25 protein-coding genes and 2 tRNA genes are annotated in these 21,935 nt (G+C 42.2%); 12 read left to right on the top strand and 15 right to left on the bottom strand.

What is annotated here, in order from left to right; translation table 11 throughout:
- Nucleotides 1-64: 64 nt before the first annotated feature.
- Nucleotides 65-529, bottom strand: a complete 465-nt coding sequence (locus FTV37_RS03070) for a hotdog fold domain-containing protein (RefSeq protein WP_180054205.1) — start codon at nt 527-529, stop codon at nt 65-67.
- A gap of 132 nt (nt 530-661) precedes the next feature.
- On the opposite strand from FTV37_RS03070, the gene FTV37_RS03065 reads away from it, so the two are divergent.
- Entirely contained in the window at nt 662-1,300 is a 639-nt protein-coding gene (locus FTV37_RS03065) for a TetR/AcrR family transcriptional regulator (protein WP_180054206.1), read from the top strand.
- Nucleotides 1,301-1,462: 162 nt separating this feature from the next.
- Complete coding sequence (gene ahpC, locus FTV37_RS03060; protein WP_078190520.1) at nt 1,463-2,026, top strand: alkyl hydroperoxide reductase subunit C; 564 nt, start codon at nt 1,463-1,465, stop codon at nt 2,024-2,026.
- 68 nt (nt 2,027-2,094) lie between these two features.
- Here the strand turns inward: ahpC and FTV37_RS03055 are convergent, their stop codons facing one another.
- Complete coding sequence (locus FTV37_RS03055; RefSeq protein ID WP_180054207.1) at nt 2,095-3,018, bottom strand: LysR substrate-binding domain-containing protein; 924 nt, start codon at nt 3,016-3,018, stop codon at nt 2,095-2,097.
- A gap of 106 nt (nt 3,019-3,124) precedes the next feature.
- The gene (gene ycaC / locus FTV37_RS03050; protein WP_180022376.1) at nt 3,125-3,751 is read right to left on the bottom strand and encodes an isochorismate family cysteine hydrolase YcaC; all 627 of its coding nucleotides are present in this window, start codon (nt 3,749-3,751) and stop codon (nt 3,125-3,127) included.
- A gap of 327 nt (nt 3,752-4,078) precedes the next feature.
- On the opposite strand from ycaC, the gene FTV37_RS03045 reads away from it, so the two are divergent.
- The 3 genes from FTV37_RS03045 to FTV37_RS03035 all read left to right on the top strand — a co-directional run bounded on the left by FTV37_RS03045 (nt 4,079) and on the right by FTV37_RS03035 (nt 7,515).
- Entirely contained in the window at nt 4,079-4,957 is an 879-nt protein-coding gene (locus FTV37_RS03045) for a pirin family protein (RefSeq protein ID WP_180025915.1), read from the top strand.
- Between the two features lie 430 nt (nt 4,958-5,387).
- Entirely contained in the window at nt 5,388-6,686 is a 1,299-nt protein-coding gene (locus FTV37_RS03040) for an FAD-dependent oxidoreductase (RefSeq protein ID WP_180002759.1), read from the top strand.
- Between the two features lies 1 nt (nt 6,687).
- Entirely contained in the window at nt 6,688-7,515 is an 828-nt protein-coding gene (locus tag FTV37_RS03035) for a cyclopropane-fatty-acyl-phospholipid synthase family protein (RefSeq protein ID WP_180063006.1), read from the top strand.
- Nucleotides 7,516-7,566: 51 nt separating this feature from the next.
- Here the strand turns inward: FTV37_RS03035 and FTV37_RS03030 are convergent.
- The 3 genes from FTV37_RS03030 to FTV37_RS03020 all read right to left on the bottom strand — a co-directional run bounded on the left by FTV37_RS03030 (nt 7,567) and on the right by FTV37_RS03020 (nt 8,578).
- Nucleotides 7,567-7,642: transfer RNA gene (locus FTV37_RS03030), tRNA-Thr, on the bottom strand.
- A gap of 190 nt (nt 7,643-7,832) precedes the next feature.
- A complete protein-coding gene (locus FTV37_RS03025; protein ID WP_078190515.1) occupies nt 7,833-8,060 on the bottom strand; it encodes a hypothetical protein in 228 nt (75 codons plus the stop codon).
- Between the two features lie 427 nt (nt 8,061-8,487).
- Nucleotides 8,488-8,578, bottom strand: a tRNA-Ser gene (locus tag FTV37_RS03020).
- A gap of 122 nt (nt 8,579-8,700) precedes the next feature.
- Between FTV37_RS03020 and FTV37_RS03015 the strand changes: the two genes are divergently transcribed.
- Nucleotides 8,701-10,581 (top strand): potassium transporter Kup, encoded by a 1,881-nt coding sequence (locus FTV37_RS03015; protein WP_078193161.1) that lies wholly within the window; start codon nt 8,701-8,703, stop codon nt 10,579-10,581.
- A 202-nt stretch (nt 10,582-10,783) separates the two neighbouring features.
- Here the strand turns inward: FTV37_RS03015 and FTV37_RS03010 are convergent, their stop codons facing one another.
- Nucleotides 10,784-11,500, bottom strand: coding sequence for a hypothetical protein (locus FTV37_RS03010; protein ID WP_180022375.1), 717 nt, complete (start codon nt 11,498-11,500; stop codon nt 10,784-10,786).
- 263 nt (nt 11,501-11,763) lie between these two features.
- On the opposite strand from FTV37_RS03010, the gene FTV37_RS03005 reads away from it, so the two are divergent.
- Both FTV37_RS03005 and FTV37_RS03000 read left to right on the top strand, forming a co-directional pair.
- Nucleotides 11,764-12,852 carry a DNA/RNA non-specific endonuclease gene (locus FTV37_RS03005; RefSeq protein WP_180063005.1) on the top strand — a complete coding sequence of 363 codons (1,089 nt, stop codon included), beginning with the start codon at nt 11,764-11,766 and terminating at the stop codon, nt 12,850-12,852.
- A 117-nt stretch (nt 12,853-12,969) separates the two neighbouring features.
- Entirely contained in the window at nt 12,970-13,218 is a 249-nt protein-coding gene (locus FTV37_RS03000) for a hypothetical protein (RefSeq protein ID WP_180063004.1), read from the top strand.
- Between the two features lie 99 nt (nt 13,219-13,317).
- Here the strand turns inward: FTV37_RS03000 and aqpZ are convergent, their stop codons facing one another.
- Nucleotides 13,318-14,004, bottom strand: a complete 687-nt coding sequence (gene aqpZ / locus FTV37_RS02995; protein ID WP_180063003.1) for an aquaporin Z — start codon at nt 14,002-14,004, stop codon at nt 13,318-13,320.
- A 73-nt stretch (nt 14,005-14,077) separates the two neighbouring features.
- Nucleotides 14,078-15,088, bottom strand: coding sequence for an AraC family transcriptional regulator (locus FTV37_RS02990; protein ID WP_168378986.1), 1,011 nt, complete (start codon nt 15,086-15,088; stop codon nt 14,078-14,080).
- Nucleotides 15,089-15,199: 111 nt separating this feature from the next.
- Between FTV37_RS02990 and FTV37_RS02985 the strand changes: the two genes are divergently transcribed.
- Nucleotides 15,200-15,820, top strand: coding sequence for a hypothetical protein (locus FTV37_RS02985; protein ID WP_180025920.1), 621 nt, complete (start codon nt 15,200-15,202; stop codon nt 15,818-15,820).
- A gap of 374 nt (nt 15,821-16,194) precedes the next feature.
- Here the strand turns inward: FTV37_RS02985 and hisF are convergent, their stop codons facing one another.
- Entirely contained in the window at nt 16,195-16,956 is a 762-nt protein-coding gene (gene hisF, locus FTV37_RS02980; RefSeq protein WP_306674445.1) for an imidazole glycerol phosphate synthase subunit HisF, read from the bottom strand.
- A gap of 110 nt (nt 16,957-17,066) precedes the next feature.
- Between hisF and FTV37_RS02975 the strand changes: the two genes are divergently transcribed.
- The 3 genes from FTV37_RS02975 to FTV37_RS02965 are packed head-to-tail and all read left to right on the top strand — an operon-like array spanning nt 17,067 to nt 19,103.
- The gene (locus FTV37_RS02975; RefSeq protein WP_180025921.1) at nt 17,067-18,017 is read left to right on the top strand and encodes a homoserine kinase; all 951 of its coding nucleotides are present in this window, start codon (nt 17,067-17,069) and stop codon (nt 18,015-18,017) included.
- Nucleotides 18,018-18,044: 27 nt separating this feature from the next.
- Nucleotides 18,045-18,671, top strand: coding sequence for a DUF1294 domain-containing protein (locus FTV37_RS02970; RefSeq protein ID WP_180025922.1), 627 nt, complete (start codon nt 18,045-18,047; stop codon nt 18,669-18,671).
- 39 nt (nt 18,672-18,710) lie between these two features.
- The gene (locus tag FTV37_RS02965; protein ID WP_078190495.1) at nt 18,711-19,103 is read left to right on the top strand and encodes a hypothetical protein; all 393 of its coding nucleotides are present in this window, start codon (nt 18,711-18,713) and stop codon (nt 19,101-19,103) included.
- A 90-nt stretch (nt 19,104-19,193) separates the two neighbouring features.
- Here the strand turns inward: FTV37_RS02965 and FTV37_RS02960 are convergent, their stop codons facing one another.
- From FTV37_RS02960 to FTV37_RS17800, 5 genes are all read right to left on the bottom strand, one after another.
- Nucleotides 19,194-20,081, bottom strand: a complete 888-nt coding sequence (locus FTV37_RS02960; protein ID WP_180063002.1) for a DMT family transporter — start codon at nt 20,079-20,081, stop codon at nt 19,194-19,196.
- 69 nt (nt 20,082-20,150) lie between these two features.
- Nucleotides 20,151-20,882, bottom strand: a complete 732-nt coding sequence (gene hisA / locus FTV37_RS02955; RefSeq protein WP_078190493.1) for a 1-(5-phosphoribosyl)-5-[(5-phosphoribosylamino)methylideneamino]imidazole-4-carboxamide isomerase — start codon at nt 20,880-20,882, stop codon at nt 20,151-20,153.
- Between the two features lie 193 nt (nt 20,883-21,075).
- Nucleotides 21,076-21,414, bottom strand: a complete 339-nt coding sequence (locus tag FTV37_RS17810) for a hypothetical protein (protein WP_257223971.1) — start codon at nt 21,412-21,414, stop codon at nt 21,076-21,078.
- A complete protein-coding gene (locus FTV37_RS17805; protein ID WP_257224198.1) occupies nt 21,402-21,665 on the bottom strand; it encodes a hypothetical protein in 264 nt (87 codons plus the stop codon). Before FTV37_RS17805 ends, FTV37_RS17810 begins: the two co-directional genes overlap by 13 nt.
- Nucleotides 21,631-21,840: a hypothetical protein gene (locus FTV37_RS17800; RefSeq protein WP_257223153.1), complete on the bottom strand. Its 210-nt coding sequence runs from the start codon at nt 21,838-21,840 to the stop codon at nt 21,631-21,633. Before FTV37_RS17800 ends, FTV37_RS17805 begins: the two co-directional genes overlap by 35 nt.
- Between the last annotated feature and the right edge of the window lie 95 nt (nt 21,841-21,935).

Raw genomic sequence — 21,935 nt, 5'->3', positions numbered from 1 at the left:
GAGGGTTTTTTTTCGCAGGTCTCATCTTGAAAGATCAGTTTTATTTTGCAATTGAGTCGACGACTTATTTTTTTGCAGAAACCCACATGGTAATTACGGCTTTAAAAACGGCTTCATTACGCGTGTTGTTCACCACTACATTCACCAAATAATCACTCCCTGCATTCCACGTAAAATTAGCATCGACAGGCGTGGCAATGGCCGTTAAATCTGTATCGGCTTTTTTCAAATATTCCACAGTCATGCCTTTGGGAATCCAACGATGGCTGCTCGGAACGGTCACATCGGTCATGGTACCGCCAGCCAATTCAGCCATATTACACATGGCAATCGCGTGGACAGTGCCAATATGATTCAACACACTGCGCTGTTTTTTAATATGTAGTTCACAGTATTGGGGCTTTAATTCATCAAAAACAGGCGAAATACTGCTGAAATACGGTGCTTTTAAACACAGCAATTTTGAAAAAGTCCATTTCCCTGCGGGTTTGTTTTGGAAGGTCTTCCATAATTTTAATGCTTGGCTCATGCTTAATTATCCGTCATTATTCAGAATATAATTCTAATACAGAATATTGTTCTGTTAATGGCGTAAATGACGTCACAGCTATTAAAAAAAGCCAACATTGTTTTAAAATGACCCGAGCAAAGGAAAGTATCAATGTCGTCAAATCAAGCATTATTGCAACGAATTTACAGCGGTCGCAGAGCGGAACTTAAAAGGCAGATCTTAGGAGAAGCCCTTGCATGTTTTTTAGAACAAGGGATTGAAACGACGACGATTGAACTTGTGCGAGACCGCGCAGAGACCAGTGTTGGTGCGATTTACCATCATTTTAAAAATAAAGATGGTTTAGTAGCAGCATTGTATTTTGCGGCATTGCAAGATCAATTTGCGAAAAGGGCAGACGCCTTGACACAGGCCCAATCGCTGCAGGAAGGCATTCAAGCCATTTTGTGCTCGTATATAGACTGGGTCGAAGCGTATCCTGATTTTGCAGGATTCTTGTATGCGGCAGGGTTTAGTATGCGTAAGGAAACGCTACAAGCCGAGTTAAAACAACATAATCTACAACGCAATACCGCGCTGCTGGATTGGTTGACCGCACAATCCGATTGGCATTTGATCGAGCATTTACCCAAAGAATTAATGATGTCTTTGGTCTTAGGGGCAACGGAAAATTATTGTCGGGCATGGTTATCGCATAAAGTCAAAACGCCACCATCACACTATAAACAACAGTTTACACAGGCTGCTTGGCAGGCCCTCTGTATGGATATAAAGCCTTGCTCTCATTGAAATTGATTGGTTTGCTCGATGGAAAGGCAAAGATTGATTTAAATAATAAATCTAAAAATCCGATAGTTTTTATAAAAAAGTTCGGTTTTACCTATGATTTGATAAGTCGTATTCTAGCTTCAACAGATAAGCAATCCCTGAAATGAGTTAGAGGAATATCAAATGAGTTTAATTAATACTGAAGTAAAACCATTTAACGCTACCGCTTACCAAGACGGTCAATTTATTGAAGTTTCAGAAAAAGACTTCTACGGTAAATGGTCTGTGGTGTTTTTCTATCCTGCTGACTTTACTTTTGTATGTCCAACAGAATTAGGCGATCTTGCTGATCACTATGCTGAATTCAAAAAAATGGGCGTAGAAATTTATTCAGTATCTACTGATACACACTTTACGCATAAAGCTTGGCACGATTCTTCTGAAGAAATTAAGAAAATCGAATACCCAATGGTTGGCGATCCAACTTGGACACTTGCGAAAAACTTTGATGTTTTAATTGAAGCGGATGGTCTTGCTGACCGTGGTACTTTCGTAATTGACCCTGAAGGTAAAATCCAAATCGTTGAAATCAATGCAGGTGGTATTGGTCGTGATGCTTCTGAATTGATGCGTAAAGTAAAAGCTGCTCAATATGTACATGCACACCCAGGTGAAGTATGTCCTGCAAAATGGAAAGAAGGTGAAGCGACGCTTGCACCATCGATCGACCTAGTGGGTAAAATCTAATTTGGTGATCCAACCGTAGATTTAAAAAAGCCAGAACTCAGTTCTGGCTTTTTTTGTGGTCTAGAACATTAAACTAAATAGCCATCATGTTCTGGAGCATAGCCACGAACTCCATCGACTAAATAGTCAATTAATCTTTCCATGACTAGGCGTTGACCTTTGCGCGAAGCATATACCAATTGTACCGTACCGACATTTGAGCACCATTCGGGGAAGAGGTGAATTAAACGACCTGCCTCAATATCTGCTTGTACCGTTAAATACGGTAAGTCTGCGATGCCTAAACCATCGAGTACCGCATAATAAGCACCGGCTAAGTCATTGCTTTTAATCCGAGGTTGTAAGGCAATTTCAATCTGCTCTTGCTGTCCCGTATGATGCAAATGCCATTGATAGCGGTTTTTCTGTGTACCCAAAACGATACTCGGAAATTCTGTCAATTCGAAAATATGCTTTAACTCGCGTCCTTGTAAAAGTTCAGGACTAATCACTAAGCAATGCACGGTTTTAATCACGTCACGTACAATAATGCTCGAGTCTTCATTTTTACTAAAATTGGTACGAATCGCTAAATCAATGTCGTCATGCAAGACATCTACACGGCGGCTAGACAGCTCAAGTTCGACCTGAACTTTGGGATGATCTTTTAAAAATTGATTTAACAAGGGGCGAATTTGATGTTCCATCATGACCGGTGGACAACTAATTTTAACCAAGCCTTCAAGTTCACTTTTTTGCTTCAGGAGCACCTGATGCGCACATTCAACTTGTTCGATTACTTTTATGCATTCTTCATACAATTCTTGGCCTAATGTCGTGACCTTAAAGTGTCGGGTAGAACGCTGAATAAGGGTGACATTATATTTGGCTTCAAGATCTAAAATGCGTCGGCTTAATTTTGATTTTGTAATATTCGATGCTTCACTTGCAGCGCTAAAACCGCCATGTTTCACCACCAAGTAAAAGTAGTAATAATCATCAAATGAATGCATGGATCACCTTATGCAGTGAAAATTATTTCAATTCAAATCATCATACGTCAATTTATACATCAGGTATAAAAAAAGCGGCTCGAAGCCGCTTTTTACTACTGAAGGATTATTTCTTTTCAGTATTTTGCGTATAGCTGTTGATTAGGTTGCGGTAGTCCGGTATATGGTTGCCGAAAAGCGCACCTAAACCTTCAATATCATTACGCCAGTCGCGGTGTAATTCACACGCGGTACCAAACCACGTCATAAGCTGCGCACCCGCTTGCGTCATACGTTGCCAAGCTGAGTCACGGGTTAAATGGTTGAATGTACCTGAAGCATCGGTCACCACAAAGACGTCAAAGTCTTCTTCTAAAGCAGACAAGGTTGGAAATGCAACACAAACCTCAGTCACTACACCGGCAATAATCAATTGCTTTTTGCCTGTTGCTTTGACGGCTTTCACAAAGTCTTCATTGTCCCAAGCATTAATTTGACCTGGGCGTGCAATATAAGGTGCGTCAGGGAACATCTCTTTTAGTTCTGGAACCAATGGACCGTTTGGACCTTGTTCAAAACTGGTGGTGAGAATCGTTGGAAGATTAAAATATTTTGCGGCTGCAGCCAGTGCGAGCACATTATTTTTAAATTTATCTGGATCAATGTCGCGAACCAATGAAAGTAGACCTGTTTGATGGTCAACTAAAAGTACCGCGGCATTATCTTTGTCTAAACGAACGTAAGGTTTGCCCATTTTATTGTCCTCTTTCCTGTTTGCAAGTACGCAGGATCAGATGAAATCTGCGTGTTAACTAGATTTAGAATAGTTGTAAAAATGAGACAATGAAATGGGTTTAAATGAGAAGCTCAATCATAAAATTGGGATAATTCATCGTTATATATGACTTAAAGCTTAGAATTTCTGAATTAATGCTTGGTTTTGAGTGAGGTGCAGATTGTATGTCTGAGTATTGTTCTAAATTTGAGATATAGAATGCTATCTGGATGATGGCCATCAAGTATTTCAAAGCTTAAAATAAGCGCTATGTTCATCCTATCGTATGAATATAGGAGCTAAGAAATGAAAAAAGTAATTGGTGTTTATCGTAATCAGCAAATGCACTGGGTGGGCGATGGTTTTCCAGTCAAAAGCTTATTTTCCTATGATCGTCTAGGTCAGGCGATTAGCCCATTTTTGCTTTTGGATTATGCGGCACCTTATCAGTTCGATCCCACCACTGCACGGCATGGTGTAGGTTCACATCCACATCGTGGTTTTGAAACGGTGACTATCGCCTACAGCGGTGAAGTGACTCATAAGGACTCAAGTGGTGGTGGCGGCACAATTCAAACAGGCGATGTGCAATGGATGACCGCAGGGTCGGGTCTGGTGCATGAAGAATTTCATTCGCCTGAATTTGCTCAAGCAGGTGGTCTTTTTGAAATGGTTCAATTGTGGGTGAATTTACCGGCAAAAGACAAAATGACCCAGCCTCGTTATCAAGCGATCACACGCCAAGATATTCCTCGCATAGACATGGATGAAGGTGCAGGGCATATTCGGGTGATTGCTGGTGAAATGGGTGGTCACCTTGGGCCTGCACAAACCTTTAGTCCAGTGAATGTCTGGGATGGTGAATTGAAAGCTCAATATGAAACCACCTTACATGTACCTGAAGGGCATAACACCATTTTGGTGGTCTTGAAGGGTGAGGTTGTGGTGAATGAAAGCCATAAAGTTCAAGACAGTTCGATGGTCATGTTTGCCAAAGATGATATCGCCATTCAGCTACAAGCGTTGCAGGACACACAATTTCTGTTACTTAGCGGTGAGCCACTAAATGAGCCGATTCAAGGTTATGGCCCATTTGTGATGAATAGCAAAGCTGAAATTATTCAAGCCTTTGATGATTTCAATAACGGAAAATTTGGTGAAATTGCGCTAGCGCATGAGGCTTAAGTGAAATTCATGCCGTTGAAATAGCCGAAAAAAAAGCCTCTGAACAGTCAGAGGCTTTTTTATTGAGCGCTGTAGTATTTATAGTCGTCATGATTTAAATATCATTTTACTTTTTATAAATTGTGATGAATTTATCACTTTCTTATGTGGCGCATCTTAGCGAGACTTGGCTTTAAAGTAAACCGAAAGTTATAAAAATGGTTAATTTAATTGTTTGGTTTTATAGAGTAATTAAAATTTTAAAGAAAAATATGTTTAAAAAACAAAGCTTAAATTGTGTGCTTTTTGACTGTAAATATTTGTAAATTTAACTTAAAAACGGCTGTACTGAAATCCATACAAAAAGTGCGAATCTGGTATTTTTTAATAGCTATTTTTAACTTCTGATCAGTCATACTTTTAAACTGTGTTTTATAGATGGAAAAGAAAATTGGAAATTGCAGTCATCGGTAGTGGCATGGCTGGGCTGGCTACCGCAAGAATTCTTAAAGACGCAGGGCATAACATTACAATTTTCGAAGCTCTGCCTGGTCGTGGTATGGATAGCCACAGCACTGAGTTTGAAGGCGGCTTGATCGATGCCCCTTTGCGTGTGATGAATCCACACCTTTGGAAAAATACCTTAAGTTTGGCGACCCATTTAGGGATTAAAACCTTCCCAGTCCGTACCTATATGGCATGCAGTTGGCTATTTGAAGATCGTACAGAAACGTGGTTGACCACCAGTCGTAGCCGTATTGGTAATTTCCCAATTATTAATAATCGTAAAGGCTTACAACAATATGGCTGGCGTTTAGTCAAAGGAATGTTGCAACTCAAAGCCGCGATCACTCGATTTTTTAAATCAAAAAATCAGGACATTACGCTTGCTGAATTCATTAATAAAAATGAAATTGAAGAAGTATTTTGGCATGGTGCAGTCATGCCTGTGTTGTATACCATTTGCACTTGTAACCCGAAAACGATTGGCGAATGGCCTGCGAAACCGCTGTTGATTTTCTTGCGTCAATTGACCAATGGTGATGCCTTGTTGCGTATCCAAGGTGGTACACCTGCGTTGGTTGATAAACTGATTGAAGGTTTAAATATTCAAAGTGGTACGGCAATTACCAAAGTGCTCGAGCAAGACGATAAAGTCTTGGTGGAAACTGAGGCCGGTGCACATCATCTATTCGATCGCGTGGTTGTTGCGACACCAACCACCAAAACGGAAGAATTTTTAGATTCTACTCAGTTTGCTGACGATATTGAGCTCTTAAAGAAATTTAAATTTGAGCAAGGTCAGTTGGTGATCCACACTGATCAAACGGTGATGCCGCCGAAGCGCAAAGATTGGTCTGTACTAAGTTATATGATGGATCGTAAATTTACTCGTCAGCAATTTACCGTGTGGCTTAACTCAATCGAGCCGAGCTTGGTGGGTAAAACTCCAGTGTTCCAAACTTGGCAGCCAGTGACACCGATTGATCCTAAAAAAGTGATCTCTTCGGTCAGTTTGACACGCGCAGTGGTGGATTCACATACGGTGGCGCTGAATAAAGAGTTACAGCAACGACATTTATCCCCTGAGCGTAAAGTCTTCTTTTGTGGCTCATGGTCTTGCGATGGTCTGCCGATTTTAGAGTCTGCGGTAACGTCTGCTATGCATATTGCAGAAATTTTTGGTGCGCCATTGCCGTTTGTGGGTTTAAAACCTAAAGTGGAGGTTGCCCCTCAACTCGGTTACTAACATGAAATGGCTTCAAGCAATTCGTCAGTACGTCCCTAGCCATAAATATGCGATTAACAGTCGACTACTCGGAGATGATGCGGAGCTTGCTTGGAGCAATTTGGGCTATTGGAATGATGCAAAATCATCCTATCCTGCAGCCTGTCAAAAACTCGCTTTCCATCTTGCCGAATCCATTCAATTAAAATCTACAGATCGTGTTTTAGACCTTGGTTGTGGGCAGGGCGCGAGCTTGGTTTTTTGGATGGAACATTTTCAAATTCAAAACTTATCCGCAGTCGAATTGCAAACCGCATGTGTGGAAAAAATCCAAAAAAATTTAAATTCAAAAATCAAAATACAACAAGATTCATTTTTGAATTTAAAAAATATTTATCCACAAAACTGTATGGATGCCGTACTGTGTATTGATGCTGCGTATCATAGTGAGTTGAATTCATTGCTTTCATCAGTCGTTGATGTTTTGAATTCAAAGGGACGCTTTGCTTTTCACTATTTGATGTTGTCCGATGCGTTTTTGAATTTAAATTCAGTGCAACGATTGAAATATCAAAGTCTGTTGAAAGCAGCAGATGTGAATTTGAAAAATTTAAATTCAAAGCAAAATTTACAACACCAAGTGCAACAGGCAGGTTTCGAAAATATCCAGATTGAAGATATCAGCGAATTCGTATTTCAGGGTTTTGCCGATTATATTCAAGAACAACAACGTCAGATGAGCCTGAGTCATGTGGATCAATTCAAAATCAAGATGACGGCAAAATTGTGTGAGAAGTTGTATCGAGACGGGCTGATTCGTTATGTGCAGATTAGCGCGAGGAAGCCATAAAAAAGAGGCTTTAAAAACATCAAAGCCTCACTAAAAAGCGCGGCTAAGAAATGGTGCCGGCACACGGATTCGAACTGTGGACCTACTGATTACAAGTCAGTTGCTCTACCAACTGAGCTATGCCGGCGTTGTGGAATGCATTCTACAGATTTTTTGAAGTGGTGCAAGTTAAAAAAACAGCAAATCGAATGTAATTTATACGTTTGATTTATTCAGCATTCGACCGATGTTTGGCTCTAAAAACCAGAGAAATAAAAATAGGTAATGTTTCGCCCACAAGATGTGGGCGAAAAAATAGGATGGGTGAGCGTTGAGTGCTATTTCATTCTTAAAATTTGGTCTAGATCCTGTGCGCATTCTTCAAGTGTATATGCCATCTCCAGTTGCATTTGGGGGCGGAGTTCATTCGCGAGCTTTCGCCATTCGTCAATCAGACGCTGTGCTTTTTGAATTTTATGTTTATTGATGTCTTTGGCAAGGGTTGGGGTATAGCCACCACGTTTGGCGTTCTTGATCTGCTTAACATAATTCTGGCTGTTATTCATGTTCTCTCCCGAATAGCAGTGATATATGAAATGTGTTTTTTAAGTTTTTCGTTGATCAAGTTAAAAGTACCGCAATCGCGTTTCAGTTCTATGATGTTTAAATTAATGAATAATTTTTTGAATAGCACCTATATTGAGAGGATGATTTATTTTTAGCATAGGCTTAAGTAATTGTCTTTAGAATATAAAATTTGTATTTGTAAATAAACGTGTCTTTCTTACTGCCAATAAAAAATCCATAAGTCGTGCATTAGGAAAAAACGTGTGATTTAAATCCATCAATCAGGACTCAAATACTGTGAAGCTATTGAGCTAAACAAATAGAAGATCAATTAGGGGAATATTTAATATTGAGAACAATAAAATTAAAAAAGGCCTAAATTTTATCAATTTAGACCTTCATTCTGCTTGGTATAGCAGTTTATTCTGGCGGTGAAAGAGGGATTCGAACCCTCGAAACGCTATAAACGTTTACACACTTTCCAGGCGTGCTCCTTCAGCCACTCGGACACTTCACCTTTTGCGCGGTGGATAATAGCGAAAAAAATATATTCTGCCAAGAGAAACAATTGAATTAGACAAAAACATCTTGAGCGGTGCTATGATTCGCAAAAATCCTGTCTAAATTGAAGACAATTATATGCAAAGTACTGCACAAAAAGCCGCATTGCCTGCCATCACCTTGGCAGCTTTGGGCGTAGTATTCGGAGACATTGGGACGAGCCCATTATATGCGCTGCGCCAATGTTTCCTCACAGCACACTTGGCGATTAGCGAAGCGTCTGTGCTGGGTATTCTGTCCCTGATTTTCTGGTGCATCATGCTGACGATTAGTTTTAAATACGTCAGCATCATCATGCGCGCAGATAACAATGGCGAGGGCGGTATTATGTCGCTGTTGGCCTTGAATCTACGAACCACACGAATTGCCGAAAACAAAAAAATCTACCTGATTGCCCTTGGCTTTATTGGGGCATCTTTGTTCTTTGGTGATGGGATCATTACCCCCGCAATCTCTGTGTTATCCGCGATTGAAGGCTTAAGTATTGCGACGCCGATGTTTAACCAATGGCTGCAACCCTTATCGATCGGTATTTTAGCGGGGCTATTTTTAGTGCAACGCCATGGCACAGGCACGATGGGTAAATTCTTTGGGCCTTTAACGCTCATGTGGTTTTTATCCATTGGTGGTTTTGGACTATGGAGTATTTCGCAAACGCCATTTGTATTGACCATGATCAGTCCACATTGGGCCTTCAATTTTGTGGTTCAGCAGCCTTATGTTGCATTTTTGACTATGGGTGCGGTTATCTTGACGATGACGGGTGGTGAGGCAATCTATGCCGATATGGGGCATTTTGGCCGACTCCCAATCCGCTTGGCATGGTTTATTGTGGTGATGCCGTGCTTGCTGTTGAACTATGCGGGTCAAGGTGCTTTGCTACTGCGTAATCCTGAAGCTCTAGCCAATCCATTCTATATGCTGATTCCTGAATGGGCATTGTATCCAATGATTGCTTTGGCAACTGCGGCCGCGGTGATTGCCTCTCAAGCGGTGATCACAGGGGTATTCTCCATGGTCAATCAGGCGATTCAATTGCGTTACTTGCCGCGTTTGACAGTGAAACATACCTCTGAAGTTGAACGTGGTCAGATTTATTTACCATTTATTAACTGGGCATTGTTTATCTCGGTGCTGATCTTGATCTTGCTGTTTGAAAACAGTGCGAATTTGGCCAGTGCGTACGGCGTAGCTGTGACCATGACCATGCTCTGCGGTACGATTTTGATCTCAGTTTTAGCTTATGGTTTATGGCGTTGGCCGGTTTGGAAAGTGGCGATTTTTGCAGTTCCATTTTTATTGATTGATTTGATTTTTGTTGCATCGACATCATTAAAAATCGCAGCGGGCGGTTGGGTTCCAATCCTGATTGGTGCGGTATTGTTTACGATTTTAATGACGTGGAAAGATGGACGGGCATTGGTGCTCAATCGGCTCGGTAAAGATGCTTTGCCTATTGACCTGTTTATTCGCAGTGTTAGCATGGGTAGTGAAACCAAGTTTGTTCCAGGTGATGCCGTATTCTTGACAGGAACGCCTGAGATCGTGCCTCATGCCATGTTGCATAATATTAAGCACAACAAAGTTCTGCATGAACGCAATATTATGGTTACGGTCAACACCCGAGATGTGCCATTTGTACCCGAAAATGAGCGGGTGATCACGGAAAAACTAGATGATCGATTCTATCGAATCACGATGTTTTATGGGTTTAAAGATCAGCCGAATATTCCTGCCGCTTTGGAGCATGCGTATCGTGAATTGGGATTTGAATTTGATTTAATGCAAATCAGTTTCTTTATTTCCAGAGACCGTATTATTCATACCTTGGGTGAAGGCATGGCACCTTGGCGAGAAAAGCTGTTTATCTCTATGCAGCGAAATACCAGTCCAGTCAGCGATTTTTATCAAATTCCAACCAACCGTGTGGTTGAGTTGGGCAGTCAGATTGAAATTTAAGACGTAGATTGAACTTTTAGGCATAGATTTAAAAGTTAGACACGAAAAAGCCAGATCAATTCTGGCTTTTTTTTATCTGTAATAATTAAACTTTTTAGTCCAAAGACATAGAGATCATTCTGTTGCTTTTTCCTGGGAGGAGTATGCGAGCAAAACAACAGAATGAAGATGTTGCGTTATTTGATCCTTGAAAATACGCTGATTAGTTGATTGTCGCGTCTACATCTGCAGAGGCTTCAGGCGCAGCTTGGATGGCTTCGTCAGCAACAGGTGCTTCTGGGTTGGCTTGAATTGATGCATCTGCAGGATTTACACTTTGAGTCTCAGGTGCTGCCATAAAAGCATCTTGTTGTGCTTGAGGAGCTTCAGGCAATGCAGCCGATGCGCTATCGGCATTCACTGGCGCTTCTGCAGAAGAGGCAATGACGGGTGCAGCGTTGTTATCCGCTGATACGGCTTCAGGTGCTTGCTGTGCTGTTTCCACAGGTGCTTCAGTTACCGCGGCTTCAGGTGTATTGGCCACTGCTGTTTGTTCAGTTGGAACGGACTGCTCTGTAGGTGCAGCAGCTACACTTTGTTGTTCATTTGCGAGTGCATTTTCCGCTTCAGTCACGGCTTGTTCAGCATTTGCAGGGACTGCAGGGGCATTCGGATCGATTTGGTTTGCCTGAGCCTGTTCAGGGTTTAAGGGCTGTTCTGTTGCAGCGGCATTGACTTGTCCGGCAGGAGCTTCAACCAATTGAACTTGGCCACTTGAAACTAAGTCCTGAATGGAACCAGGTTGACCATTCACGGTGGTCACAATTTTGACTTTAGATAAGCTTTCTAATGTATCACCGGGTTGAATCGGCGGCTCTGCAAATGCTGCTGCGCTCATTAAACCTGAAATTAAACCTAAACCTAAAATTTTAGAATGCATAATCACTCCGTATATTTTTATCGCAATTTTTCGTATTTTTACCTTGTCATAATTCTTGAGGCGAATTCAATGAAACATACGCAACTGCTTCATGACCTCCTATAAAGAACTGCACAACTGCGACATAAAGTTACATCAACTGCTGCTTTGTTAAACAATATTTGTGTGATTGTTAAGCAAATTAAAAAAGAAAAGTGTACTAAAATATGCACCCTTGCTAAGCTGCGGAAAAATAGTCCTTTTAGAAGTCATTGTTGTAAGTCATGGTCAAAAAGAAACGCAATTCAGCAAATCCACTTTCACAGTTATTTGGGCAAAATGGCATAAAAGTGCTGTTGGGTCTGGTGGCAACAGGAAGCTTTGCTATTGCTTTCGGGCAAGAAAAAATTCAACAACTTGTTTCTATGAGCAGCACTTCAAATAGCGCCTGTTTGGACCAATTTTATCGTGAAGTGCCACCTTATTTGGTCCGTGAAAGCCTACATAAAAACAGTTTTCCACTGTGTTTTAATGGCTTTAATGTCATGTATTCAGGGATATCCAAGACACCGCTTTGGGTTGCAGAAGCATTAACCCCCGCACGCCTGAGTCAAAAAATTCCGCGTGAAGATAACTTTCATGAAGAGACTCGCGTGCCGTCTGAATATCGGGCTTTGCTGTCAGACTATAAATCTTCAGGCTATGACCGTGGACACATGGCGCCAAATGCCGATATGCCCAATAAAGCTGCGCAGTTAGATAGTTTTTCTTTGGCCAATATGGTGCCGCAAGCTCCAAAAAATAATCAGCAAGTGTGGCGTGAGTTAGAAGAAGCCACACGGGCGATAGTGACCAAACAAAAGCAAGATGTCTATGTGGTAACGGGGCCGGTATATAGTGCGAAAAAATTAAAAACCATCGGGCAAGGGGTCATCGTGCCGACCGCTACTTATAAGGCGATCTATTTGCCGAAAAAAGGTGTTGCAGGCGTGTACTATGCGGACAATACCTTGCGTGATACGGCACCGACAGTCAAAGTCATGAGTATTTGTGCGCTAGAAGAACTGACTGGAATTAATTTCTTTCCAGAATTAACTGAAGACCAAAAGCGCAATACCTACCGTTTGCCACTCAAAGCCACCCAAGTCAAAGCAAATCAAGACATTGCTTATTTGCATTGGGATGCTGAAAGCCAGTGTGCTGCAGATGTCGCAGAAGACAAGATTTTAAGTTTGCAAAAAGACTTTAAATCGAGTGGTGGTTCTGTGGGTGAGACAACTACGGCAAGCAGTGGAAATGACAACAATCAAGATGCCTTGGTCAAACAATTGATTGAAGAAATTCTGCAATATCTGCTACAGATTTTGAAATAATCGAGCAGATAATAGCGCTGAACTGTGAGTGATGAAGAAGATCATTGCTTGCAGTTGAAATCTTTTTCACGTATTTCTATTGCTGCATCACTACAACAAAAAAGAAGGATATCTATCATGTTCAAAGCATTTGAAAATGACACAGCGTCGCATGCAATTCATGACTTAACACTAGAAAATGGTCAAGATCGAATTAATATTTATGGCAACCTACAGGTGACGAAAGACCAAGCTGGATTAGCTGCAGCGAAAGCTTTACAGGCATTTTTCAATGATGTGGTGACCACACTTGAGGCAGAAACCAACTTAGCTGAAAAAATAGTGCAGGGCGGTGAAGACAACGAAGTGGAAAATCCATTTCTTTAATGCTGTGTCATCGACCGTCGAAGGAAGCAATGCTCAATTCGGGATGAATGAAAAAAAAGCTCACAGATTGTGAGCTTTTTTTATGGTGTCTTCTTCTATTTATGCGTCTTTTGCCATCAGTTTATAGATGACAGCACCAATCACCGCGCCAATGATAGGGGCTACCCAAAATAGCCAAACTTGTGAAAGCGCAGCAGTTTCAGCAAAGAATGCCACACCCATACTACGCGCTGGGTTGACCGAAGTATTGGTGACGGGAATGCTGATGAGATGGATCAATGTAAGCGCAAGACCGATTGCAATTGGGGCAAATCCGGCAGGTGCACGTTTATCTGTTGCTCCCATGATCACAATCAGAAAGCCAGCCGTCAGCACAATTTCAATAACTAACGCTGAGAGCATAGAGTATTTGCCCGGAGATAACTCACCATAGCCATTGGTGGCAAAACCGCCGACACCGGTAAATCCGGCCTGACCTTGTACAATGATGAATAGAATAAATGCGGCGAGGGTTGCACCCAGCAATTGAGAAATAATATAGGGTGCTAGTTCTTTCGCTTCAAAACGACCACCGGCCCACAAGCCGATACTCACGGCAGGGTTAAAATGTCCCCCTGAGATATGACCCAGCGCATAAGCAGCCGTTAATACGGTTAAACCGAAGGCCAGTGCCACGCCAGCGAAGCCAATGCCAAGTTCAGGAAAGGCCGCAGCCAAGACCGCACTACCACAACCACCAAAGACCAGCCAAAATGTACCGATCAGTTCTGCTAAATATTTATTCATTTATCGAATATGCATAGATTTAATGGATTTTGCTGAAAATCACAATATATAAAATGATAACTGTGTCACATTTTTAACTTACTGCTTCAATTTGCGATAAGCGCCATTGCTGTGGGGTCAAGTTTCGCCATTGTTTAAAAGCGCGTTGAAACGCACTCTGTTCTGAATAACCCAGCAGTAGAGCAATTTCCTGCAAACTTAAATGCGGGTCTCTTAAAAATTCTTCTGCCATCATGCAGCGGACCTCCTGCATACGTTGCTGATAGGTGCTGCCTTGTTGTTGTAAATGGCGTTGTAATTGTCGGACGGACAGATTCAGTTGAGTAGCGACATGTTCAATTTGGAACTGATTTTTTTGTAAACCCATTAAGATGGCTTGCTGTAAGCGTTGGTCGATTTGCGTGGTATTCGGCAGCTTTTCCAATAAAGACTGTGCCTGTTGCATTAACAGTTTTTGTAAGGTCTGATCGCCTTGGGAAAAGGGGCGAGACAGTTCTTGAATGGGAATAATAACCTTCGACTTTTCTTGGGAAAATCGAACTTTACAGCGAAAATATTGTTCATACTGAGCGACATTTTTCGGTGCAGGATTATGAAAATGCACTTCGTGTAAATTGATATCTTCAAAACGCATGAATAATTTTAGAAACTGCAGCATTAAGGCAATCGCAATTTCATCGGTCAATTGATTGGCCATATTCATGGGTAAATCATTCCAACCGATCGAGAAAAAATCATTTTGAATATCAATCAGCAATGGACTACCATCGAAGATTAAGCGATGAAAATCATGGTAGCGGAGCAGCGCTTCGCCTAAGTTTTCACAGGACAGGGCAATATACGCAATGATGCCAATATGTTTGGGTTGCACATGTTCTGCAATTTCTAAACCCAGCGCTGGCTTTTGGATCTTTTGATCTAAATCCATCAATAAATCACGCCAAACGGCATAATCAAAACGTTCTAAGTTTTGAACTTTATTCAGTTTTTCAGGAATAGCAATGCCTTGAGCTTGGTGATAAGCATAGAGCAAATGGCCCAGTCCTCCATAGACCGATCCTGTATAGTCCTTGAGTTGTTGCATATTTTTTTAATTCTAAATTTTGTCGTGTTTTGTCAATAATATTAAAAAAAACGGTCAATATCTAGCCCTCTTCATTACCTATAGTGGAGCTAAGAAAAGGAGATATTGGTCATGTTAAAAGGTTTTATTGCAGGGTTGGTCGTCGCCAATGCCTTTGAATGGGTCGCGCATAAATATGTTTTGCATGGGACACATCGGTCAGGCAAGCCACGTTTTAGTCCAGTACCGAAAAGCATGAAATCACATTGGGAACATCATCGTGAAGTTCGAAAAACAGATTTTCATGATCATGGCTATGTTGAAGGTGTACAGAACTGGCGCACGAAAAATGAAATATTGTCACTGGTGGCAGTTTCAGCGGTATTTGTCCCGCTGTTTTATCCCATTTCCAAAGGAATGAGTTTGTCTGTGCTGTATTGCGCAGGGAATTATTATTATATCCATCGTCGCGCACATCTTGAGCCAGAGTGGGCGATGAAAAAGATTCCATGGCACTATGACCACCATATGAACTCAAATCAGGATGCCAATTGGTGTGTGACTAAGCCGTGGTTTGATTATATTTTAGGGACTCGAGTGATCTCCTCGGCAAAATTACAGGAACAGAACCCATTGGGTGTGTTACTACCGACAGCGATTGCGAAACCATTGTCACACTGGGTCAATCGGGTATTTCCTGCAAAGTGGGTCGCTGAGCGTGAAAAGCCAGTTGCACTTCTTGAAACGGTCTAATGTGAAAGCGTTGTACGTTGTGACAACAAGCTTTTCTACCCAATTGAGTTGTCGCAATTTGTCAACAAATTATGAATCTACTGTCAATCAAATGCAGTGCAAATGCCCTATATTTAAATCATCAAAAGGCTTGTACACGACGAGTTGATTGATGAAGTTGCTATGTATATTTTTTCATTTGTTTTAAGTATCAGACCAAGTGCTGTAGTTTTTCTTGGTTTATAGGAGCCGACAAGGCTCCTTTTTTTATGTCTATAGTGGATGAATTAAATTGACGATTCGCTGCTACAACTCCATGGCGTTGCATCAAAAACACCAAAGCAAAAAAAGAGCGAATCATCGCTCTTTTTCAATCCTCATTGAAAACGAATCAATTAAAGACGCATTTCAATGCCTTGTTCTGCAAGATATTTTTTCGCTTCAGGAATGGTGTGTTGACCAAAGTGGAAAATAGAGGCTGCAAGCACCGCATCTGCGCCACCTTTTAAAATGCCATCGGCCAAATGTTGGAGATTACCGACACCACCAGAAGCAATGGTTGGAATGGTCACACGGTCATTGATGTTACGCATCAGTTCAAGGTCATAACCGGCTTTGGTTCCGTCAGCATCCATCGAGGTGATGAGTAATTCACCTGCACCGAAGTCCGCCATTTTTACTGCCCATTCGATGGCATCGATACCGGTTTCTTTACGACCACCGTGGGTGAAAATTTCCCATTTATTGTCGCCAGTTTTTTTTGCATCAATAGCAACCACAATACACTGTGCGCCAAAACGCTGAGAGGCTTCTTGTACAAATTCAGGGTTATAAATAGCCGCAGAGTTAATCGAAACTTTGTCCGCACCCGCATTTAATAACAGGCGGATATCTTCTACTTTACGCACGCCACCACCGACTGTTAATGGCACAAATACAGACTCAGCCATACGCTCTACCGTACGGTAAGTGGTATCACGACCATTTGAGGTTGCGGTAATGTCTAAGAAGGTAATTTCGTCCGCACCTTGTTCGTTATAACGGCGTGCAACTTCAACTGGATCGCCTGCATCACGAATATCAAGAAATTGAACACCTTTCACTACACGACCGTTGTCCACGTCGAGGCAAGGAATAATACGTTTAGCAAGCATAATTTTTTCCAAAAATAACAGCCGATTATGAAACTTCGCGACTTAGATGCTACACCTTAGTAGTCGGAGCGGTTATTCTATCAAAAATATGTAAGTTTTTTCGCAGGTTTTCTATGTCGGTTTATACCACTTTGACTTTAAAGGAAGTTCAGGATTTTGCAGCACCTTATGGACTGGAGGTGATTGACCTGATTCCGATTCAAGGCGGTATTCAAAATACCAACTATTTTATTGTTTGCGAAAATGGCACGCAGTATGTATTAACTGTTTTTGAAGAGATGGACGAGCAAGGTGCAGGGGAACTGGTCCCTGTACTTGAACATTTGGGGCAGGCTGGTCTAGCTGTGCCTGTACCGCTGAATCATTCGGGTAAAGCGATTCATAGCTTAAAGGATAAACCTGCACAGATTGCGCCACGCATGCAAGGTCAACATCCCATGCCTGCGAGCTTAGCGCAAGCAGAAGCGATTGCTGTAGCCCAAGCGAAAATGCATGTGGCTTTACAAGATTTCCCTTTGGAACGTGCAGAATATCGTGATCATGCTTATTGGTTACAAGTTTCACGTGATATTCGTCCAATATTAAATGAAGCAGATACCACGTTACTTAACAATCTGTTGGGCTTATATGACATCTTAACGGCGATGTATCCAGACCGTCCTACCGGTTTTATTCATTCTGATCTGTTCCGTGACAATACTCTATTTGAAGGCGATCAACTCAACGGCATTTTAGACTTTTATGAGTTAAATAAAGACGAACTCTTGTTTGATATTGCTATTACTTTAAATGACTTTTGTACTGAATATCCGGATGTGCATTTGAATGAAGACAAAGCCATTGCCTTTTTAAATGCCTATGAAAGCGTGCGCCCATTAACCGCAGATGAAAAATCATGTCTAGAGTTATATTTGGCAATGGCTGCAGGTCGTTTCTGGATGATGCGTTTACAGGTGGCACAGAAAAATGCGGCAGAAGGCCGTACAGGTGATGATATTTTGCAGAAAAACCCTGCTGAAATGCGTAATATGCTGATTGAACGATTAAAATTCGTCACAGCATAAATTTTAAAAACAACGAGAGGGAAAAGCATGCGTGATCAAGGACGCTTAGTAGAATGGTTTGATGATAAGGGCTACGGCTTCATTCAACCGAACGATAGCACCAAAGATCGCGTATTTTTGCACATTAAAGACTTTTCCCGTCCCGGCCCACGACCAATCGTGGGCTGCGCGTTGGATTATGCTGTGATCTTAGACGAACGCGGACGCTTTCGTGCGCAGCAAGTGCATTATTTAAAAGCCTCACAAACCAAAGCTGCACAACGTCCCAATAAAAAAAATGTGGTGCAGATGCCGCGTCAGGCAGAGCCGATGCAAATCTTGTGCATTATGTATATCCTCGCCTTGGCGGGCTTGTCTGTGGCGGGTTTACTCAGTGGCATGGTGCTGCTTTTTGTGAGTATTATCAATGTCCTGACCTATTGGTTCTATGCGCAGGATAAAGAAGCTGCGCAAATGGGGAATCGACGCGTGCCAGAAAATACACTGCATCTTTTGTCTTTTTTAGGTGGGTGGCCAGCGGCATGGCTGGCTCAGCAACGTTTGCGGCATAAAACACAAAAAGAACCGTTTCGAAAAATATATTTCTGTACTATAGCCTTTAACATATTACTGATTTTATGGCTAATTTCACCATTTAATATCCTACATATTTAGGGTGGAACGATCCGCAAAATCATCATGACGGAGAGCGAAATGAATTATTCTATTGATAAAGATCCAAACCGCCTGCTCACGATTATTTTGTATATTCTTTATATTGTGGCGATTTTTTCTGCCGGCTTGCTTGCGGTCCTCGCGCTGATTATCAATTACGTCAAACGCAGTGATGTGCGTGGTACGATTTTTGAAAGCCATTTTACTTGGCAGATCCGTACGTTTTGGTGGTATCTCATTTGGAATATCATTGCTTTCGTGCCTTTTATTTTTCTGTTCTTTACTGGCAATAATGCCAATGCCTTTGCGGGTGTGGCACTGGGAGCGAGTACCTTCTGCGTCACGGTGATCGGACTGTCTTGGTTATGGATTGTGTATCGCGCGATTAAAGGTTTAATCCGTGTCAATGACAACAGACCGATGTATGACTAATGCGAGTTCAGAACTTTTTGGCATAAAAATCTTGGCATCAAAAAAGCGGCTGTATGGGCCGCTTTTTTGATTTAAGAGAGGAAGCTGAAATTAGCGTTTCTTTAACCATTTCGGCCGCCATTCACTCACAATCACACCCAGAACAACACACAGTCCGCCAATGAGAGCGAGCGGTGTTAAGCGTTCACCTGCAAGCCGCCCAATGATAGCGGCCCAAACCGGTTCACCTGCATAGATGATTGCTGCCTGTGCAGAATCGACCATGCGCTGCGCCCAGTTCATCACCAGTTGAATTACGGCGCTGGCCAGCCCCAATCCGCAGAGTACAGCGATTAATGGCCATTCAAATGTTGGCAAAGTGGTTTCACCCACCAGTGGAGCGAAGCAGAAACAGAACAGAGAGGCAAATGCCAACTGTAGAACCGTCACTCTGCGCAGATTGACGCGGGGTGCAAAATAACTGATCAAGATAATTTCAAAGGCAATGGCAATCGACCCGAGCAGCGTAATGATTTGTCCAAAGTTGAGCTGAATGGCGCCAAAACCATTACCAGTTAAAAAGACCAAACCAACAAAAGCCAAACACACACCTAGCCATGTCATCACATGCGGTTTATGCCGAAAACACAGCCACATAAAAATCGGCACCAGCGGTACATACAGCGCTGTTAAAAAAGCCGATTCACTGCTGCTGATGCTTTGCAGGCCGATTGTTTGCGTCGCATAGCCGATCGCAATCACCGTGCCGATACTTGCGCCCGCAATGACATCATATTGAGAAAAGTGTCTAAGATATTTGAGCGATAACAGACTCACAGCCAGTGTAGCTGCGGCAAAACGTAGACCGACAAACAGCACTGGACTGCTAAAATTTAAACCGTATTGCACGGTGATAAAACTGGCGCCCCAAATCATGGTAATCAGGATGAGTGCGAGCTGCGGAAACTTGGCTTTCCAAGCAGATTGGACGGTTGACATGTGTATTTGATTGTTTGAAGAGGAGAAATAAAAAAAGAGGCCCGAAGACCTCTTTTCTGCTCGGGAAAATTACAAGCTTTGTTGATCAAGCAGTAATTGAGCTTCACGAAGGTTCAATGTGCCTTCATAAATTGCACGACCGGTAATCGCACCTAAAATACCCGGTTGGCCTTTTAAGTTACGCACGTCGTCAAGGTTGGTCACGCCACCCGATGCAATAACAGGTAAGCCTGAATACGTTGCAAGGTTAACGGTTTGTTCAACGTTCACACCTTGCATCATGCCATCACGTGCGATGTCGGTGTAGACAATGCTTGATACGCCAGCATCTGCAAAGCGTTTTGCCAAATCAGTAGCTTTCACGTCTGTGACATTTGCCCAACCATCTGTTGCCACCATGCCGTTCATGGCATCGATACCAACAATGATATGGCCTGCAAATTTTTTGCACGCTTCTTCAACAAATTCAGGCTCTTTTACCGCTTTTGTACCAATGATGACAAACGATACGCCTGCATCAAGGTAGTGTTCAATGGTTTCAAGAGAGCGGATACCACCACCAATTTGAATTGGCAATTCAGGCTGTGCTTTAGCAATCGCTTCAACCACAGGCTTATGAATCGGTGTACCAGCGAAAGCACCGTTTAAATCTACCAAATGTAAGCGACGCGCGCCTTCATTTACCCAATGCTGTGCAGTTGCCACTGGATCGTCAGAAAATACGGTATCGTCTTCCATACGACCTTGTTTTAAACGGACACATTTGCCATCTTTCAGGTCAATTGCAGGGATGATCAGCATGCTTTCGCTCCTTGCTCAATCAAATTAAGAATGAATTTGTGCCTAATCTTATCAAATAAACGGCTATTCACTAAATGCTAATATCAGAATTGATGAATTAAAAAAGCCTGACATAGGTCAGGCTAGTGCGAATAAAGGATTGGATTTTATTCTTGATCTATAAAAATGCGCTGTGTATTCGCGTTTTGAGTCATTAAATATAAGCGGTTGTTTGTAATAAATCGCTGTTTACGGACTGAAGTAAGCTACCGACATCGTACAAGCCATGATTGAGGACTGTGGTACTTTCACCGACCACTTGAACAAGATCACCGACCACAGGAAGTTCAGTGGCAATCGATGTAATCGGTGCAATGTCATCCAGTAAGGCATCTAAAGTGCCTGAAACATCTTGCACGACACCACCTACACTTGTTAAAGGAGCATTCAGGACAGCTGTTAATAATTCGGTAGGATCAATACTGGCTACATAGCCGCCCGTTTCAGCCAACAAGCCTGTTAAATTGCCTGTAGTTTCGCCTACTGCATCCAATAGACCGCCCAGCAATGGCAGGTCAGAAAGTGCGTCTGTGATTGGTGCAGCCCCCCACTGAGATGATCAACCAAACCTGCAACTTCAGTCACAGTTTGACCGACCACACCAGTTATGCCATTGAGAGCGGTCTGTACACCGCCGAGAAGATCACCTGTCGCTAGTTGATCGGCTACCGCATGTAAGCCATCGCCTAAAGTGCCGATCAACTGATTTTCAACTGCCAGTACTTTTTCGATGGTCCCCCCCAATGAGTGGAAGCTCAGTCAGTGCATCCGTTAAGGGGGCTGTTAAGCTACTCACGGTCTCTAAAACGCTGTCTACAGTATCCAAAACAGTATTTAAAACCAGTCCAACCGCTTTACTGATCCCTTGTAAAGTCAGGCTGAGTACACCGCTGATTTTTCCTGTAAATAAGTTCAACATGTCAGGTTCTCCAAGTTTTTAAATTATGATGTGTTATGTATTTTGCAGACTTGTTTTAGCAAAAGGAGATTGATGAAAACAAATTATGAAAGTAT

This window comes from Acinetobacter sp. YH16042, assembly GCF_013417245.1.
In the GTDB taxonomy this organism is placed as follows: Bacteria; Pseudomonadota; Gammaproteobacteria; order Pseudomonadales; family Moraxellaceae; genus Acinetobacter; species Acinetobacter amyesii.
This window is presented reverse-complemented; position numbering and strand designations above follow the sequence as displayed.